Below are 15,458 nucleotides of genomic sequence, written 5' to 3'. Positions count from 1 at the left end.
GCTGTGCGCGCCAGGCAGTCCCCCTGCGCCTGACGTTCGACAAGTATGGCAATGTCCGGAAAACCCTGTCCGTCACCCTGCCGCAATTCGTACGCTATTGCAACGCCGAAGGCTGCCGCCTCTACCTGGGCGTCAAAGAACGCACCGACACAGGCATGTCCGCCACCCTCTTTGCCGTCAACACCAAACTGGCCTATTGCCACACGCTCAGCCTGATTGTGCCATTCAGCGTGTTGCAAGGCAGCGGCACCGTGGTGGGCACGCTCTACGCCTTCACCCCTTTGCAAAACGTCACCGAAGACTTTTTCATGAATAACCCCTAGTTAATAGAGCAAATGAGAATACTACTGTCAATCACCCTTTGTCTCCTTGCCCTGACCGCTGCGCAGGCCGGGCCGACGGATGACGTCAAGAAAGAGATAAACAAAATCAAGAAGAGCTCGCAATACATCTACGCAGAGTCTACTGCCCCGACCGAAGAAGATGCGCGTGCCTATGCCGAAGAACGCTTGTTCGACGAGGTAAACAAGTGGGTGTCCACACAAAAGAAAATGAAGGGCAGTGCGAACTTGGTGGTCAATAACCGCAAGGAGTTATGGACGACGTTGTCCATGCCGCGCGGCACCAACATGTACCGCTACTTCATCTACGTCAAGAAGAAAGACATCATCCCCACCGACAACGCGGTGGTCATTGCCAACGAGAGCCGGCCCGCAGTGGAAGAAAAACTGCAGCCCGTCCTGCCCGAAGCCGTCAATCTGCTGGCCGGAATCACGGACTATTACGCCATGGCCGAGAAGGTGAAACAGTTGAAGGCCGAGGGCAAGATTGAAGACTACGGCCGGTATGCTTCGCTGGACGACCCCGACGAGTGCTACCTCATCATCTACAACCGGGAAGGCAAGGTCGTGGCCATCCTGACACCCGGCCCCGAACGCCTCAATGTGAAGACCAACCAGCCCGACGGCGTGGCCAATTACAGCGGCTGCGGAGCCATCGGCATAGAAGTGGAATGAACGACTACATTACTTATAATTGAACATGCTTATGAAGAAAATACTGATACGTGCAATGCTCGCCATGACCCTGTTGCTGGTATGGGGAGCGACTGATGTGAAGGCGGTGGAAGTCACCCTTACTGTCGATGAAGGTGTAGACCGCCCGGCCGGCCTGGAGGCTGCGCAGCGCAACCTGGGCCTGGTGCTGACCGAAATCAACCGCGCCCAGCAGGCGAAGGAAATCCTGACGACCAAAGACCTGCCGATGGACGACTTCTCGCTGCGCTCGCTGGTGCGCCTGTGGGCCGTTACACCGTTCTATTGCGACGACGACGAAGTGGTGGAGCGCTGCTGGGTCTTCAAAGACGGCTCGATGATGGTGAGTCACATCCCGCTGATTATTACGCCGGAAGGAGAGGACTTCGGCGTGGGAACGTACCAAGAAGCGATAGTGGAGTTCGACGCTCAAGGCAGATTAACCGACTTCCGTCTGGCTTTGGACGCTCAACTGTCCGAAAGCCTGGAACACTGCGGAAGCGTGGTGGAGAAGGAAAAGCAGCTCATCATCATGCAGTATGTCGAACGTTTCCGCACGGCCTACAACCAGAAGGATATCGACTTCATTAACCAGATATTCAGCGAAGACGCGCTCATCATCACGGGCAAGGTCGTCACGGCCCGGCCCAGTGCGGACAACAACTTCATGTCGCAAAGAGTGGAGTACAGCAAGCAGAGCAAGGCAGAATATATCCGCAACCTGAAGAAAGCCTTCTTGCGCAACAAGTGGATTAACGTCAAGTTCAGCGAAATCGGCGATAACGGGGAAGAAGGCGGTTGTGCCGGCATTACCCGTTCGAAGGTCAATCCCAACATGTATGGCGTGCGCTTGCGCCAGGAGTGGTCGTCGAGCACGTACAGCGACGAGGGCTATCTCTTCCTGCTCTGGGAGTTCCCGGAAGATGGCGGCAGCCCCATCATACACGTGCGCACCTGGCAGCCCGAATGGGTGGGCGGCGTGCGCCAGCAGCCGGACGACGACATCTCGACGTTGGGCGCTTTCGACCTTTGATTGTTAACTTCTTATATCTATCGACATGAAACGAATACTTTGGATCATGCTACTCTGGTGTCTGGCACTGCCGTCGTGGGCACAGTCGGGCACCAACGAACTGAACCCTTCGCCGGAGGACGACTGCTTTGAGTCGCTGGACGGCAACCGGGGCGTGCTCATCCTGTCGAAACACAAGGACTTGATTATCTCCGTGACCAACAAGGCGTACCCTGTCTCCGTAGACCTCCGCGGCAAGAATGAGGAAGGCTGGTATCGTTACTACGTCATCATCGACGCGCGCGACACGAAGAAGCCCAAGCTGGAAGTGGGCCGTATGGGCAGCCCCTACCGTTCGTCGCAGTTGGTCACGCTGAAGAATCCTGACTTCCTGGTGGCCTACCGTCTGGAAGAGGTGGACAATCCCATCCGCTACGACGAGCAGACGGAAGTGAACGACGTCCACTTCAATGCCACCGAGGCCGCGCTCGAGTTCACCTCCACACTGAAGAGCCTGCAAGTGAAGTGCCCGCCCGACCTGGGTGCGCGCGTCAACAGCCAGGTCAACCCGCAAGACACGTCGCTGCTGCTGGTCGAGGTCATCATCCCCCTGGAACGGCTGGACGAAGCCCGCACGAACGTCACGAAGTTGCAGAACCGTCTGGACGAGCTGAACGCCTTGCTCGATGCGGGCAAGCTGGATGCCGACGCGCCCGAGCTGGACGAGATGGACCGCTTGGGCGAAGAGGTGAAGCAGGCCGATGCCCGCCTGGCCTCGCTGTCCAGCGTGATGGTCTACGGCGAGGGTACGAACCTGCTGTCCATTCCCATCGGCGACCTGGCGCCCCGCGTGAAGAGAAACTACGTCGTCCTGCCCATCGTGGTGGAGAAGGAAGTCTTCACCACCCAGTGCAGCGCCCTGATGGACGAGGGTGGACGCCTGTTCGGCATGCGCAAGTACAAGCAGGCACGCGCCGCTTATGACAAGGCTTTGCTGACGGGCGAATCGGTCGTGGCCGACCTGAAGCCCAACATACAGGCGGCCATCGAACTGTGCGACTCGTGCCTGTTCTACGACGACCTCACCGCCCGCTGCTTCCGGCAGATTGCCCGGATGAAAAAAGAAGGCAATGCCACCCAGGCCGAAGTGGCCGACTACGCCTCGTACGCCATCCAGTACATAGAGCAAATCTACCGCTTCAATCCGGACGACTATTACCTGAAGCGCATCGAACTGATGAAGGGACTGCTGATGAGCATGGACTTGCAAGTAAAGTTCACCTTCGTCGAATGGAAGACTTTCGCCGAGGGCAATCCGATTCCGGGAGTCGAAATCTGGATTTACCGTGGCTTCACGCCCCTTTCGTCCAACAGCTTTTCGTCGGACAAGCGTTTCCGCCGCATCTTGAAGAAGGAAGGGATGAACTTCCAGCAGGTCGGCGAGTCGGGTGCCGACGGCATTGCCGAAATCGAACTGGACCGCACCAATCTGCCCACCGGCATCCTTTTCCGTCCCAAGGAAGATGCCCCGCAGAAGATAGTCTACATGAGTTTCGAGGACCTGATGCGCCGCGCGCAGGGCACGTACATGAAAAAACAGTTCCGCGTCAAGATGTACACCAAATAATCACTGTCCGGTTTCTGCGGACAGTGCCTTTGCTTCTGCCGGACAAGGGGCACGCTTCTTCCGAACAGCAGCCGCGTTTCTTGTCCGACGGAAGCACGGCTCGTGTCCGCCGGGCAGAACTTGGAATAGAAAAGTTGGTAATCAATCTATTAATAAATTAAAAACTTGTAAACGTATGAAGAGAATGATTTTGAAGAGTGTTTGTGCGTTGGCACTGGTGGCCTTCTGCGCAACGGGTGCTTCGGCACAGGGATTCTTGAAGAAACTGAAAAAAGCCGCCGAGACAGTGACATCTATCACCGGCACGGGCGAGCAAGCTGCCGATACCACAGCCGCCAGTGCTGCCGACAGCATCTCCCCCAAGGAGCTCGCGGCCACCATGCCGATGTATCGCGTGGTAGAAGTCGTAAAGACGGACGAGAACGGCGATACGCTCCGCAACGAAGACCAGACCGTCCAGAAGTATTATCTGCTGCTGGACCAGAATGATAAAGTGTGCGACGCCTCGACGGCCCGCAAGCACCTCAAGTCGGCCATGAAATCGGGCGCTGCCATCCTGGCCAAAGTGGGTGTGGGCGCCGCTGCCGGCGCATTGGCTGCCAAAGGCTCGGGCGGTTCGAAGAAGAAAGCATGGCTCAGTGCCGGCATCGGTGCCGTTGTGGGACTGGCGGCTGCGTCCGACGACATCAAGGAGCTGAAGCAGCAGTTGAAACTCCGCAAAGAATGTTTGCGTGTGATAGCCCAGTATCAGAAAGACTTCACAGACGAAGGCTTGCCCGTCGATGCTGCGGCAGACCTGTCGGCCTACCAGGATTGCGAGACGATGACCCTGCCTGCCGCCCAGGTGCAGCAAGAACTGTTGGCCTCGCAAGAAGAGGGCGGGTCGATGGAAGACTTCTCTGACGAAGAGCTTGAAAAGCTGCTGAGCGAAGAGAACGCCTGAGGCGTTTCCGTCGTCGATAAGCAAAATCACAGGCCCGGCAACGAATTTGCCGGGCTTTTCTTTTCTATTCCCGCCGGAAAAACGTACTTTCGCACACTGGATGCGCGTGCGCCCCTTCGTCCGCGTCTCCGCATTACTAATCTCTAAGCAATACCATTATGAGGAAACTGCCTCTCATCTGTTCCCTCCTCGTGCTCCTGCTGGCCGCCTGCGGGGGCAAGGAGAATCCACGGGTCGCCCACGTCAGCGGCGAAATCAAAGGCCTGGGCGACGACACGCTCTACGTGCTCGGCATGGATCGGTTGTTCGACCGCATAGACACGCTCGTGGTGCACGGGGGTAAGTTCTCCGACACCATTCCCGTCGACACCCTCGTGGGCGTCCGCCTGCTCTTTGGCGACGGCACCGCCTATCCCCTCTACCTCGACCGGCGCGAACGCATCCGCATCAGCGGCTCGGCAGACCGCCTGCAAGCTCTGCAAGTGACCGGCAGCCCGCTCAACGAAGAGCAGACCGCCTTCTCGCAGAGCCTGGCCGAGCTGTCTGCCCCAACGGACACTGCCGTGCAGCGCCGTGCGGCCGATTTCATCCGCCGGCATCCCGCTTCGCTGGTCAGCCTGTGGCTGCTGGAGGAATACTTCGTGCAGGTGCCCGACCCGGACATCGACCGCATCGAGTCGCTGATGGAGCCGCTGGTGGGCGAGCTGAAAGACCGCCCTCTGGCCAGTGAGCTGATGGAGCTGCTGGAAGACCATAAAAAGCTGTCTGTGGGACGTTCCTTGCCCTTCATCCAGACTACCGATGCCGACGGCGAACGCATCGTGCGCACGCAGTTCAAAGACCAGTATCTCCTGTTGCACGTCTGGGCTTCGTGGGACGCTGCCAGCCGGGCCGCCAACGACTCGCTGCGTGCGCTCCATCGCCGCCAGAAGCGCAACAAGGACTTTGCCATGCTGGGCGTCTCGCTCGACACGGACCGTGCGATGTGGCTGGACGCCGTCCGCCGCGATACGCTGGAGTGGACGCAAGGGTGCGACCTGCACGGATGGGAGTCGGACGTGGTGAAGAAGTGTTATGTCTATGCGCTGCCCTTCAATGTGCTGGTCAACCCCAAGGGACGTATTATGGGGATAAACCTCACGCCCGCCCAGGTGGAAGAAAAGATTAAGAAAGACTGAATCTGCTGTTAAACCTGATACCATGTTAGTAAAGACTTATGGCGCGGCCGTGCTCGGCATCGACGCCATCCCCATTACCATCGAAGTCAGCAGCTCCAAAGGCTGCATGTTCTACCTGGTCGGCCTGCCCGACGCCGCGGTCAAGGAAAGCCACCGCCGCATCTTGTCCGCCCTTCAGGCCAGTGGCTTGCGCCTGCCCGTCACCAGCCTGGTGGTGAACATGGCGCCTGCGGACATACGCAAGGAGGGTGCCGCCTACGACCTGCCTCTGGCCATCGGGATGCTGGCTGCCACCGAGGTGTTGCATGATGCCGAAGGCCGTCTCTCCCGCTTCCTGCTGATGGGCGAGCTGAGCCTGGACGGCACGTTGCAGCCCGTCAAGGGCGTGTTGCCCATGGCCATCATGGCACGCGAGCGGGGTTACGAGGGCATGATTGTGCCCCGCGCCAACGCCCGCGAGGCGGCTGTGGTAAACAGACTCCAGGTCTACGGTGCGGATAATCTGTGCCAAGTAGTTAACTTTTTCAACGGGAAATGTGCGCTGGAACCGACGCTGGTCAATACGCGCGAGGAGTTTTTTGCCCGGCAAAGCAGCTTCGACTACGACTTCGCAGAGGTGAAAGGCCAGGAGAACGTGAAGCGCGCCCTGGAGGTGGCGGCTGCCGGAGGCCATAACGTGCTGCTCATCGGTGCCCCGGGAAGCGGCAAGTCCATGCTGGCCAAGCGTCTGCCCAGCATACTGCCGCCACTGTCGTTGGGCGAGAGCCTGGAGACTACGAAGATACATTCCGTGGCCGGGAAGCTGGGCAGCGAGGGCGGCCTTATCTCGCGGCGCCCGTTCCGCGACCCGCACCACACCATCTCCATCGCGGCCATGACGGGCGGGGGCAGCAATCCGCAGCCGGGCGAGATTAGCTTGGCGCACAACGGCATCTTGTTTCTTGACGAGCTGCCCGAGTACAGCCGCTCCGTGCTCGAGGTGTTGCGCCAGCCGTTGGAAGACCGGAAGATAACGGTGTCGCGCGTCAAATACAGCGTCGAGTACCCCGCCAGCTTCATGCTGGTCGCGTCGATGAACCCCTGCCCGTGCGGTTACTACAACCATCCCACCCGTGCCTGCGTCTGTACGCCCGGACAGGTGCAACGCTACCTTAACCGCATTTCCGGGCCTCTGCTGGACCGTATCGACCTCCAGATAGAAGTGACGCCTTTGCCTTTCGAGAAGATGGCCGATGCCCGTCCGGCTGAGTCGAGCGCAGCCATCCGCGAGCGGGTGGTGCGTGCGCGCCGCATCCAGGAAGAGCGCTATGCGCAGGAGCGGGGCATCTATTGCAACGCGCAGATGAACAGCCGCCTGCTGGCCCGCTATGCCCGTCCCGACCAGGCCGGGCTGGCGTTGCTGAAGTCGGCCATGACGCGCCTGAACCTGTCGGCCCGTGCTTACGACCGTATTCTCAAGGTGTCCCGCACGATTGCCGACCTGGAGGGCAGCGAGGAGGTGCGCCCCCCACACTTGGCCGAGGCCATCGGTTACCGCAACCTCGACCGCGAGGACTGGGCTGCGGGCTAATCGGCTTTTCGTTTCTCCACGCGTATGCGGGCGTCCACGGCGATGACGTGCCGTTCGGTGCCCAGCAGCGGGTTGATGTCCATCTCCTTTATCTCGGTGGCAAAGCGCAGCAGGGTGGACAGGCGGACGATGATTTCGGCGAAGCGGTCTTCGTTCACCCCTTGCTGGCCGCGCGTGCCGCGGATGATTTTGTAGGCGCGCAGGGAGTGTATCATCGAGTATGCCTCTTCGTAGGTCAGCGGGGCGAGGCCGGAGGAAACGTCTTTCAGCACCTCGACGAAGATGCCGCCCAGTCCGCACAGCACCACGTGCCCGAACTTCTCTTCATATTTCGCACCGATGAACAGCTCCGTGCCCTTCAGCATGGGCTGCACCATGACGCCCGTGGCGCCTTCTATCTGCATCATACGGTCGAACTCCAGGGCAAGGTGCTGCTCTGTCTTGATGTTCAGCACCACGCCTCCCACGTCCGACTTGTGCACCGGCCCCACCACCTTGGCCACCACGGGGAAGCCCGTGCGGCGGGCGAAAGCCAGCAGCTCGTCTTTCTTGATGGACGCACATTCGTCCACCACGGGGATGCCGGCCGAGCGCAGCAGGGCCTGCACCTGGTAGGGCGGCAGGTAGCCGTCGGTCGTGATGGAGTCGATGATGCGCCGGATGCGGGGCACGTCGACGCCAAACAGCTCAATTTCGTTGTTCGCCGGGCGCGGCGCGTTCAGCACGCGGCTGAGGGCGGTGCCCAGCGTCACCTCGTCGGCAAAGTTCACGTGCCCTTTCGCCAGGAAGTCAGCCACTTCCGCCCCGGCCGTGTTCACCGAGGGCAGGATGGGGAAGATGGGCTTGCGGCACGTCTGCATCTTCTGGTGCAGCACGTCGTACATCTGATACATCGTCACCAGTCCCGGTGTGCCGAAGATGGCCAGCACGGCGTCTATCTGGTCGAATTTCTCTTCGCAATACTCCAGGCAGAGGCGCAGGTGTTCGGGCGTGCCCGTGGCCAGGATGTCGATGGGGTTGCCCACGGCGGCTCCGGGGTATAGCTTCGATTTCAACTCCTCGACCAAGGGGCCTTCCAGCTTGGGCACGTTCAGTCCGCCTTTGCTCAGGGCGTCGGTCAGCATCACGCCCGGGCCTCCGGCGTGCGTCACGATGGCGAAGTTGCGTCCGCGCAGTTCGGGCAGTGTGAATACGCAGCCCACGGTCGTCAGCTCCTCGCGCGAGAAGCAGCGCACGATGCCCGCCTTGCGGAACAGTGCTTCGACGGCCGAGTCGCTGCTGGCAATGGCGCCCGTGTGCGACGAGGCCGCCCGGCTGCCGCTCTCGCTGCTGCCCGCCTTGATGGCCGCGATGCGGCAGCCCTTGCGGATGAGCGACGAGGCGTGGAACAAAAGGCGGTCGGGGTCGCCGATGCTTTCGATGTACAGCAGCTTGATGCGCGAGTCGCGCTCCGGGTCGAAGTGCTCGTCCAGGTACTGGAGCACGTCTTCCACTCCTATCTGTGTGGCGTTTCCTACCGACCAGACCGAGTTGAACTGCAAGCCCTTGGTGACGGCGCTTTCGAGGATGAACACTGCCGTGGCGCCCGAACTCGAGATGAGGTCGACCCCCTGCGGATGCAGTTGTGGTATCGGTTGAGAGAAGACGCTGTGGTGCCAGCGGGTCAGCAGTCCGATGCAGTTGGGCCCGATGAGTGCCGCGCCGTGTGCTTCGACCGTCCGGAGGATGCGTTGTTCCAGTTCGGCACCTTCGTGTGTCTCTTCCCCAAATCCGGCGGACAGGATGATAAAGGCTTTGACGCCTTTCTCTCCGGCCAAGACCTCCACTGCGTCCGGACAAGCCGCGGCTGGGATGGCCAGCACAGCCAAGTCGGCCGGGGGGACGTCGTGCACCGTGGGGTAGGCGCGCACGCCTTGTATCTCTGTCTCCTTGGGGTTGACAGCGTAGAGCTGTCCGCCGTAGTGCCCGCCCAGCAGGTTGCGCAGCAGGGCGCCGCCGGGCTTGTGTACGTTGTTCGAAGCGCCCACCACAACGATGCTGTCCGGGCGAAGGAGCTGTTTGTTAATCATAATCGAACGGGAAAGGTTGTCGGGTTAGAATAAACTCCACGCCACGGTGAGTCCCGCCATGACGATGGCTACCATGCTCATCAGTTTCACCAGGATGTTGAGGCTGGGGCCAGAGGTGTCTTTGAAGGGGTCGCCCACGGTGTCGCCCACGACGGTGGCCTTGTGCACCTCGCTGCCCTTGCCGCCGAAGTTGCCTTCTTCCACGTATTTCTTGGCGTTGTCCCACGCACCGCCGGCGTTGGCCATGAAGATGGCCAGTACGAAGCCCGTGCTCAGGCCGCCGATAAGCAGGCCCATCACGCCCGAAATGCCGAAGATAAGTCCCGTGCCCACCGGAGCGATGATGGCCAGCAGCGAGGGAAGAACCATCTCGCGTTGGGCACCTTTGGTCGAGATGGCTACGCAGCGCTCGTAGTCAGGCTCCGTGCGGCCCTCGAGTATGCCCTTGATTTCGCGGAACTGCCGCCTTACCTCAGCGACCATACGGGCGGCTGCACGACCCACAGCGTTCATCGTGAGCCCGCAGAACAAGAACGCCATCATCGACCCGATAAACATGCCGGAAAGCACGCGCGGGTTCATCAGCGTGACGTCGTAGTAGCGCATGAAGTCGAAGAACGAAGCGTCTTGCAGCTTAATCTGCTCGCTGCCGATTTGCAGCACGGTGGTGCCCAGGCGGTCCAGTCCGATGCGTATTTCTTCTATATACGAAGCCAGCAGCGACAGTCCGGTCAGGGCTGCCGAGCCGATGGCGAATCCCTTGCCCGTGGCGGCCGTGGTGTTGCCCAGCGAGTCGAGGGCGTCGGTGCGGCGGCGCACTTCTTCGCCCAGGCGCGACATCTCGGCGTTGCCGCCCGCATTGTCTGCGATGGGTCCGTAGGCATCGGTGGCCAGCGTGATGCCCAGTGTCGAGAGCATGCCTACCGAGGCGATGCCGATGCCGTAGAGTCCCATGGCCACGTTGCCGAAGTCAAAGCCCGAGGCGAACAGGTAGGAGGCGATGATGCCGACGACTACGGCGAGGACGGGGATGGCTGTCGAGAGCATGCCCAGCCCGATGCCGGAGATGATGACTGTGGCCGGGCCGGTCTTTCCGCTTTCGCTCAGGCGTTTGGTCGGTTTGTAGGATTGTGAGGTATAGTATTCGGTAGAGCGGCCGATGATGATGCCTACCAGCAGTCCGACGACGACGGAGCAGGAAATCCACTGCCAGTTGTCGATGCCGAGCAGCCACAGGATGAGGAAGGTGGCTGCCACGATGAGCACCGAACTGAGGTTAGTGCCCAGGGAGAGGGCGTTCAGCAAGTCTTTCATCTTCGCGTCCTCTTTGGTGCGCACTGCGAATATGCCGATAAGGGACAGCAATATCCCGACGGCCGCAATCAGCATGGGGGCGATGACTGCCTTGAATTGCATCACCGTGTCGCCGCTGTGCAGGAAGGCGGCTGCTCCGAGGGCTGCCGTGGCCAGGATGGAGCCGCAGTAGCTTTCGTAGAGGTCGGCACCCATGCCGGCCACGTCGCCTACGTTGTCGCCTACGTTATCGGCGATGGTGGCGGGGTTGCGCGGGTCATCCTCGGGTATGCCGGCTTCGACCTTTCCGACCAGGTCGGCGCCGACGTCGGCCGCCTTCGTGTAGATGCCGCCGCCCACGCGGGCGAAGAGTGCCTGTGTCGAGGCGCCCATGCCGAAGGTCAGCATGGTGGTGGTGATGACGCAGAGTTTCTGCGTGGGTGTGATGGCGTCGGCGGGGATGACGGCGTTCAGCAGGAGGTACCAGAAGGAGATGTCGAGCAGGCCAAGCCCTACGACGACAAGGCCCATGACTGCCCCGCTGCGGAAGGCTATGCGGAGTCCGGAGTTGAGTGACTTACGGGCGGCGTGCGCGGTGCGTGCCGAGGCGTAGGTGGCTGTCTTCATGCCCAGGTAGCCGGAGAGTCCGGAGAAGAAGCCGCCCGTGAGGAAGGCGACGGGCACCCAGGCGTTTTGTACGTGGAAGCCGTAAGCCATGATGGCGAACATGATGGCCAGGCAGACGAAGACGATGCCGACGATTTTGTACTGTTGTTTCAGGTAAGACATGGCGCCTTTGCGGACGGCGGCGGCGATTTTCATCATTTGCGTGGTGCCTTCGCTTTCTTGCATCATTTGCCGGTGGAAGTACCAGGCGAAGACCAGTGCCAGGACGGAGGAGGCGGGCACCAGCCAGAAGAGGGTCTGTTCCATGGAAGAAATCAGGTTTTAAAAGTTTGGTATTAATGGTTCATTTTCTGTTCGAATATAAGGAGTTTGCTTGAGATGTGCAAGCCTTGTCAAGCAACTTTAAGGCTTTATTACGTTTATTGCACATCTGGGGTGGGGGTGGGTGTCCGGGCAAAAAGGAGGCCGGCAAGAGGCGGTGGGGTTCCGCTCTTGCCGGCCTTGCCTGTCAGGAGAGTTTTGTTTATTTAACGATGCTCATGAAGTCGGAGTTCGTGAAGTATTTGGCAAACTCAAGGTCGGATGCAGCTTTCTTGCCCAGTGAGGGGTTGGCGGCAACGGCTTTCTTCAGGTTAGCCATGACGCCCGACGGGTTGTTGGTACGGGCTGCGAGCACTGCCTTGAGGTAGTCGGTGTAGGCATCGGCATTTTGTACGCCGTCCAGCGTGGTGCGGGCCTTGTTGTAGTTCTTGGCCAGGATTTGTGCCAGGGCTGCGCTGTTGGTCTTGGCGTCGCCGAAGGAGGCTACGGCCTTTTCGTACTGTCCTTGTTCAATGTAGAGGTTGCCCAGCGCTTCGTTCAGGCCTTCGGCTCCGGCGGCTTTGCCCAGGTAGGATTCAGCAGCGGCGGCATCGCCTTTCTTCAGTGCGATGAGTCCCAGGTTCATGTTGATTTCGGGTGCGTCTTTCAGCGAGGCTGCTTTCTTCAGGTAGCTTTCGGCGGCTGTGTAGTCACCCTTCTGGTAGGCCAGTTTGCCCAGGTTGTTGTAAGCACGGTAGTCGTTGGGGAACTGCTTGGTAGCTGTCTTGTAGATGGCTTCCTGCTGGGCGGGGTCGTTGGTCAGTGTGGCGGCGTAGAGCAGCTCTTCGATGTTCAGCTTCGAGGGGTCGTTCTTGGCCAGGTTGCTCAGTTCGTCGTCGGACTTGCCGATGATTTCGTAGTTCAGCGTCAGGCGAGAGCGGCGCAACTGCGGAAGGATTTCGTCGGCCAGTGTGCTGTAGACGGTGGAGATGTTCTTAATCTCTTGTTCGCGCTGTTCGGGGTCGGAGTACATGGAGAGTACGCGCAGGATGAGTTCCTTGTCCTGGATGTTGGATTTGGAGACGAGTTCCTGGAAGCCTTCCCAGTCTTCGGCGGTGTAGTCGGCCAGCACTTGTGCGTCAATTTCAGCTTTCTTGAGTTGTTTGCCCAGTGCTTTTTCGGTGTTGTCGCGACGTTTTTCGGCCAGGCCTGTGTTGAGGTCGAGTCCGCCGTCAGGCGAAGCGTAGGCCGAGATTTCGATGTTTGTAATCTTCTTGTTGACGGATTCGTTGACGTTCTTGGCTTCGTCGGTGAAGGCCTGCGCGTTCTTCAGCTCGCTGGCGCGTACGTTGGCTTGCTGGATGAGGAACATGATGTTGGCGTCGCGCTTTTCCTTGATGATGCGCTGGAATGCGTCGTTGCCCAGTGCCGGGGTTGCGGTCTCAAGGGTCTGCTCTACCATTTCGGAGGTAGAAATGACGCCATCGGCCACCTTCACGGCGGGGATTTCTACGGTCTTCTTTCCGATGGTTGCTTTGAACTCCAGGTAGAGCTCGGACTTCGCCATCTCGGGGACGTAGTCGAACGACGTTTTCATTGTGTAGCTGCCGCCCATCTTGTAGGAGATGGTCTGGTCGTTGCCCTCTACCTTTTCGCCTTGGAAGGTAGCGGACTGTCCTTTGGCTTCACCGCCTTCCCAGCGCAGGACGGGGGTGACCTCTACGATGGCCTTCTTGTTGAAGTACTTTTCGGGGAATTTGCCGTTGATGGTGGCGGGTACTTTCCCTGCCTGAGCCTCGAGGACTTGAGGCGTCACGGTGAAGTAATCGGACGAGAGTTCGCCCATCTTGCTGCTACATGCGCTCATCAGCGTCAGAAGCAGCGCCCCCAGTACGGGGAGATACAGTTTGCTTTTCATTGCTGTTAGGGATTTAAAATGGTTTATAATTGTTTGTTTATTTCCGTATCATACGTTTCTCTATCATACAAATATACCGACTTTCGTGTCAGTTGTTCGGTTGGTGCCTGTTTTTTTACCATATTTTAATAATTCGGCCGGGAAGTGCTTCGGTTGTTGGATTTTTTCTTATTGGCGGGCAGTGGACGGTTTTTCTTGTAAACTGTTGATAATCAGTAGCGGCGTGGCGGACTTTCCTCTTGCGCCTCCCGACGGCGGCTCTGCCGCGTGGTGGCCGCGCTTCCGGCGGATGGCGGGGATGGCCCGTGTGCGTGGCGGGCAAACCTGCCATTCAGTCCTGCCGTTTTGGCAATATTTTTCTTAGACGCCGTGCTCGCGGTTGTACTTGATGTTGCGCGGGTGGTGGAGGATGATTTCGCTCCGCAGCATCTGGCGGTCGATGTGTGTGTAGATTTCGGTGGTCGCGATGCTCTCGTGGCCCAACATCGCCTGGATGGCGCGCAGGTTGGCTCCGCCCTCCAGCAAGTGTGTGGCGAAGGAGTGGCGGAAGGTATGGGGGCTGATGCTTTTGGTGATGCCGGCGCGTTCGGCCAGTTCTTTGACCAGGTGGAAAACCATGATGCGCGAGATGTGCTTACCCCAGCGGGCCAGGAATATGTAGTCTTCCTCGCCGGGCTTGATGCGGCCCTGGGCGCGGTCCAGCAGCCAGTATCTGATTTCCTTGACGGCACGGGGCGAGATGGGCACCAGGCGTTGCTTGTCGCCCTTGCCCTGCACCTTGATGAAGCCTTCGTCGAAGTAAAGGTCGCTCAGCCGCAGGTTGCACAGCTCGCTGACGCGCAGGCCGCAACTGTACAGCGTCTCCACGATGGCGCGGTTGCGCTGTCCCTCGGGCTTTTCCATGTCTACGGCGTCTATGATTCGGTCTATCTCGTCCACCGTCAGTACCTCCGGCAGCCGGAACCCTGTCTTGGGCCCCTCTATCAACTCCGCAGGGTCGGCCTGGAGCCTGTCCGTCAGCACCAGGAAGTGGTAGAACGACTTGATGCCCGACAGTATGCGCGCCTGCGAGCGGGCGTGGATGCCGATGTCGTGCAGCCCGGCGTTGAACCGCTCCAAGTCATCGTTCGTCACCTCCAGGAAGTCCACTCCCTCGCTGTCCAGAAAGTACAGGAGCTTCTGCAAATCCTGCTGATAAGCCTCCACTGTGTTGGGCGATAACGATTTCTCCAGTTTGAGCCACTGCACATATTCCTGCACCACGCCGGCGCGTTTCGTCTTATTCGGCGATTTTTCTTCTGTATTCATATCTTTTTTCATACCTTTGCACGGCAAAGACGATGCAAACGAGCACGATGCGCCTCTGGCCGCCCGTCGCCGCTTGCCCTTTGTCCGATGCAAAGATAGGCAAAAACAGGATAATATGAAGAAAGTACAAATCATCAACGGCCCTAACCTCAACCTGCTGGGCCGCAGGGAGCCGGGCGTCTATGGCTCCGAACCCTTCGAAGGTTTCCTCGCCGACTTGCGCCGCCGCTATCCGGACGTGCAGATAGACTACTTCCAGTCGAACATCGAGGGCGAACTCATCAACAAAATCCACGAAACGGGCTTCGGCTACGACGGTATTATCCTCAACGCAGGCGCCTATACCCACACGTCCATCGCCCTGCAAGACGCCATACGCGCCGTCACCGCACCCGTGGTCGAGGTGCACATCAGCAACGTGCACGCCCGCGAGCCCTTCCGCCACGTCTCCCTCATTGCCGCCGCCTGCCGCGGCGTCGTCTGCGGCTTCGGCCTCGACTCTTACCGCCTGGCGCTGGAAGGACTGCTGGCACGCTGACAACGCACACTCCCGCACGGCCGCCCTCGACGGAGCGACGG

Annotated in this window: 11 protein-coding genes and 1 pseudogene; 8 read left to right on the top strand and 4 right to left on the bottom strand. The window is 59.5% G+C overall.

The features are described 5' to 3' along the window. The 7 genes and pseudogenes from M3090_RS03535 to M3090_RS03505 all read left to right on the top strand — a co-directional run. Positions 1-323, top strand: a pseudogene (locus tag M3090_RS03535) (hypothetical protein); the annotation flags it as partial. 12 nt (positions 324-335) lie between these two features. Further along, on the top strand, positions 336-1,016 hold the full coding sequence (locus M3090_RS03530) for a hypothetical protein (RefSeq protein WP_249054010.1): 681 nt from the start codon (positions 336-338) through the stop codon (positions 1,014-1,016). Positions 1,017-1,047: 31 nt separating this feature from the next. Next, entirely contained in the window at positions 1,048-2,067 is a 1,020-nt protein-coding gene (locus tag M3090_RS03525; RefSeq protein WP_249054009.1) for a hypothetical protein, read from the top strand. A 25-nt stretch (positions 2,068-2,092) separates the two neighbouring features. Then, entirely contained in the window at positions 2,093-3,673 is a 1,581-nt protein-coding gene (locus tag M3090_RS03520) for a hypothetical protein (protein WP_249054008.1), read from the top strand. Between the two features lie 175 nt (positions 3,674-3,848). Then, positions 3,849-4,616: a hypothetical protein gene (locus M3090_RS03515; RefSeq protein WP_249054007.1), complete on the top strand. Its 768-nt coding sequence runs from the start codon at positions 3,849-3,851 to the stop codon at positions 4,614-4,616. Between the two features lie 158 nt (positions 4,617-4,774). After that, positions 4,775-5,794, top strand: a complete 1,020-nt coding sequence (locus M3090_RS03510) for a TlpA disulfide reductase family protein (protein ID WP_249054006.1) — start codon at positions 4,775-4,777, stop codon at positions 5,792-5,794. A gap of 22 nt (positions 5,795-5,816) precedes the next feature. Beyond that, entirely contained in the window at positions 5,817-7,364 is a 1,548-nt protein-coding gene (locus M3090_RS03505; protein WP_249054005.1) for a YifB family Mg chelatase-like AAA ATPase, read from the top strand. On the opposite strand, the gene M3090_RS03500 is transcribed toward M3090_RS03505, so the two are convergent. From M3090_RS03500 to xerD, 4 genes are all read right to left on the bottom strand, one after another. Then, complete coding sequence (locus M3090_RS03500) at positions 7,361-9,433, bottom strand: acetate--CoA ligase family protein (RefSeq protein ID WP_249054004.1); 2,073 nt, start codon at positions 9,431-9,433, stop codon at positions 7,361-7,363. The two genes, M3090_RS03505 and M3090_RS03500, sit on opposite strands and share 4 nt — an antisense overlap. A gap of 24 nt (positions 9,434-9,457) precedes the next feature. Continuing rightward, a complete protein-coding gene (locus M3090_RS03495; protein ID WP_249054003.1) occupies positions 9,458-11,659 on the bottom strand; it encodes a sodium-translocating pyrophosphatase in 2,202 nt (733 codons plus the stop codon). A gap of 217 nt (positions 11,660-11,876) precedes the next feature. After that, entirely contained in the window at positions 11,877-13,571 is a 1,695-nt protein-coding gene (locus M3090_RS03490; RefSeq protein ID WP_249054002.1) for a tetratricopeptide repeat protein, read from the bottom strand. Between the two features lie 360 nt (positions 13,572-13,931). Then, complete coding sequence (gene xerD / locus M3090_RS03485; protein WP_249054001.1) at positions 13,932-14,879, bottom strand: site-specific tyrosine recombinase XerD; 948 nt, start codon at positions 14,877-14,879, stop codon at positions 13,932-13,934. 115 nt (positions 14,880-14,994) lie between these two features. Between xerD and aroQ the strand changes: the two genes are divergently transcribed. Further along, on the top strand, positions 14,995-15,417 hold the full coding sequence (gene aroQ, locus M3090_RS03480) for a type II 3-dehydroquinate dehydratase (protein ID WP_249054000.1): 423 nt from the start codon (positions 14,995-14,997) through the stop codon (positions 15,415-15,417). Positions 15,418-15,458 lie beyond the last annotated feature (41 nt).

The sequence above is a fragment of the Bacteroides sp. ET71 genome, assembly GCF_023336905.1.
In the GTDB taxonomy this organism is placed as follows: Bacteria; Bacteroidota; Bacteroidia; order Bacteroidales; family Bacteroidaceae; genus Bacteroides.
The sequence above is the reverse complement of the archived record's forward strand: the minus strand, read 5'-3'. Positions and strand labels throughout refer to the sequence as shown.

Excerpts from the sequence above, each read along its gene's own strand:
- M3090_RS03510 (WP_249054006.1), top strand. The coding sequence starts at position 4,775 with ATGAGGAAACTGCCTCTCATCTGTTCCCTCCTCGTGCTCCTGCTGGCC.
- aroQ (WP_249054000.1), top strand. The coding sequence starts at position 14,995 with ATGAAGAAAGTACAAATCATCAACGGCCCTAACCTCAACCTGCTGGGC.
- M3090_RS03500 (WP_249054004.1), bottom strand. The coding sequence starts at position 9,433 with ATGATTAACAAACAGCTCCTTCGCCCGGACAGCATCGTTGTGGTGGGC.
- xerD (WP_249054001.1), bottom strand. The coding sequence starts at position 14,879 with ATGAATACAGAAGAAAAATCGCCGAATAAGACGAAACGCGCCGGCGTG.
- M3090_RS03525 (WP_249054009.1), top strand. The coding sequence starts at position 1,048 with ATGAAGAAAATACTGATACGTGCAATGCTCGCCATGACCCTGTTGCTG.
- M3090_RS03530 (WP_249054010.1), top strand. The coding sequence starts at position 336 with ATGAGAATACTACTGTCAATCACCCTTTGTCTCCTTGCCCTGACCGCT.
- M3090_RS03505 (WP_249054005.1), top strand. The coding sequence starts at position 5,817 with ATGTTAGTAAAGACTTATGGCGCGGCCGTGCTCGGCATCGACGCCATC.
- M3090_RS03495 (WP_249054003.1), bottom strand. The coding sequence starts at position 11,659 with ATGGAACAGACCCTCTTCTGGCTGGTGCCCGCCTCCTCCGTCCTGGCA.
- M3090_RS03520 (WP_249054008.1), top strand. The coding sequence starts at position 2,093 with ATGAAACGAATACTTTGGATCATGCTACTCTGGTGTCTGGCACTGCCG.
- M3090_RS03515 (WP_249054007.1), top strand. The coding sequence starts at position 3,849 with ATGAAGAGAATGATTTTGAAGAGTGTTTGTGCGTTGGCACTGGTGGCC.
- M3090_RS03490 (WP_249054002.1), bottom strand. The coding sequence starts at position 13,571 with ATGAAAAGCAAACTGTATCTCCCCGTACTGGGGGCGCTGCTTCTGACG.